The sequence below is a fragment of the Kitasatospora sp. MBT63 genome (assembly GCF_000710465.2).
Classification (GTDB): domain Bacteria; phylum Actinomycetota; class Actinomycetes; order Streptomycetales; family Streptomycetaceae; genus Kitasatospora.
Genome location: NZ_JAIZ01000832.1, coordinates 6617 through 8883, shown reverse-complemented (window position 1 = coordinate 8883; position 2267 = coordinate 6617). Strand labels below are relative to the sequence as shown.

The following is a 2267-nucleotide window of genomic DNA, read 5'->3' as shown; positions in this document are numbered from 1 at the left end:
CCACCCCGAGGGTGCCGTTGTTCTGCAGGAACGCGGCGGGCGCGCCGCCACCGGGCGCCGGGGTCCCGGCGTTGTTGGTCAGGTCGAAGGTCGACCAGGACCCGGAGGTCGGCAGGTAGGTGAGGTTGGCGTGCCCGTTGAGGGAGTTGCGGCTGAAGATGGCCAGCGTGCCCGAACCGTCCACGATGGCGCTCACCTTGCCGTCGCTGACCGGTGCGCCGAAGTCCGCGGTGAGGTCGCTGGTCGCCCAGGCGCTGTTGGCGGGCTTGTAGGTGATCCGCAGGTGCCCGTTGGCGGCATCGGCGGTCACCGCGCCCACCGTCCCGTTCGGCTGGACGAACGCGGCCGGTGCGCCGCCCGCGGAGGGCTCGGTGCCCGCCTGGCCGCTCAGGTCGGCCGTCGCCCAACTGCTGGACACCGGACGGTAGGTGACCTGGAGGTGCCCGGTTCCCGCGTCGCGGGTGAAGGTGATGTTGTTGCCGTCGGCGCCGATCACCGATCCGCGGTCGCCGAGCGGCGCCGCCGCCTGGGCGGGCGTCGCGGGGGCCTGCCGGGAGATGGCGTCGACGATCCGCTGGGCGTCGGCGGCCTGGGGCTGGTAGCGGTCGGGGAAGGCCGAGCGCTGGACGCCCTGGCACACCGCGCCGATCTGCTGGCTCTGCCAGGCGTTGCCCGGGTAGAGCCTGACCATCTCGTTGAGGAAGGCCCCGGTCGACCAGGCGGGGTCGAGGCGGTCCGCGGTGCTGCCCCAGCTGGCGAGCTGCTGGAACAGGCCGACACTGGTGTGGTCCAGCACGTTGGGGTTGTTCTGCAGCGTCGACTCGACGATGGCCGTCGTGACGGCGATCACGGCGGCCCGGTCGGACATGCCCCGCGCACGGACGGTGTTGACGATCGCCCGTGCGCAGGAGACCCGGTAGGAGTCCATCGCGTTGCTGAGGCTGCCGGTCAGGACCCGGTTCAGGGCCGCCGCCGTGGAGGTGTCGGCGGCGGTCACGGTTCCGCAGGACACATTGGGCATGGCGGCGAGGGCCGGGGTGACACCGGCGCTCACCGCGGCGGCCACGGCCGCTGCCACGAGCAGGGCGGAGAGCGTACGGCGGCTGTTCCTGGGCAAGGGGGTCTCCTGGGTCGAGGGAGGAGGGAGCACGGGCGTCGGTGGGTGCCCGGCCCTGAGCTGCCGGTGAGCTACGGGCCGGGCGGTGGTACAGGTCGGGCGGTGGTACGGGCCGGGGCCTGCCGCGGAGGGCGGGTCGGCCGAGGGCCGGGGTGCCCGCCTGGCCGGTCATGTCGGTGGTCCCCGCGCGCCGCAGGCAGGCAGGCAGGCCAGGTTGAGGTGCCCGGTGGACGCGTTGCGGCTGTGGAGGGCGAGGGCGCCGACGGGCGGGAGCAGCAGCCGTAGCGGGCCGGCCGCGGGGGGGGTGGATCGGTGCTGACGGTGTGCCGGCGCGCGCGGGGCCGGCACGGGGACGGCGGCGGGCGGGCGTGTTCGGGCTGCGCCTGCGTGCGTCAGTGGTGGACGGTGAGGTGGTGGCGGTGATAGCCGCTGGGCGGGCCCGCGGCGAGCGCGGCAGCGGCGGCCCGTGCGGCGTGGGGGGTGGCCGCGAGGATGAACACGACGGCCCCGATCCCGGCCGGCACCGCGCGGATGCGCAGGTGCTCCGGCCCGTGCTCAGGTGTCGCGTGCGCCCACAGGGTGTCCTCGAGCGCGCGGATCCCGTTCCCGGCCCAGCCGGTGGGCCCCGCCCGCGTCGGCGTGAGACGGACGGGGATCACCGGCTGTCAGTCGCAGCCGAGGCCGCTCACCGGCAGGCCGGCCGCGTACCTGGCAGAGGCCGCCGCGAACGGGCCGCCCGCATCGGGGCCGGATCCCGCGCGGGGCGTCACCATGACCGAACGGGGCGCCGCGGCATTGGCTCTACTCTGCGTACGAACGGACTCGGACACGGCGGTACCCCCAACGGTCGCTGATCGGAAGCCGGAGACGGGAGGAGGCGGGCCCTGGGCCCCGGCGGGGGTTCGTCTCCCCCGCCGCCGTTCCGGTGATCACCATCCTGCTGGCGCCGGCCCGGCGTGGAAAGACCGGGAGGCCGTCCACATCCGGCCTGGCCGGATCAGGACACGGCCCGGGCGGCCACCCCGCCCGGACGGCGCTGCTACGGCCTCCGCGGGCGCAGGGGCCCGTACACGGCCGTACGGGATCGCGGCTGGCCTCAGGACGGCCCGACACGGCTGGCTCGACGGTGCTCCGCCACGGGCCGCCACCA

The 2267-nt window shown here is 75.4% G+C and carries 1 protein-coding gene and 1 pseudogene; both read right to left on the bottom strand.

Translation table 11 applies throughout. The features are described 5' to 3' along the window. Positions 1 to 1117 (bottom strand): annotated as a pseudogene (locus AA75_RS50635) (hypothetical protein); the annotation flags it as partial. A 392-nt stretch (positions 1118 to 1509) separates the two neighbouring features. Next, complete coding sequence (locus AA75_RS43800; RefSeq protein WP_051814451.1) at positions 1510 to 1776, bottom strand: hypothetical protein; 267 nt, start codon at positions 1774 to 1776, stop codon at positions 1510 to 1512. Positions 1777 to 2267 lie beyond the last annotated feature (491 nt).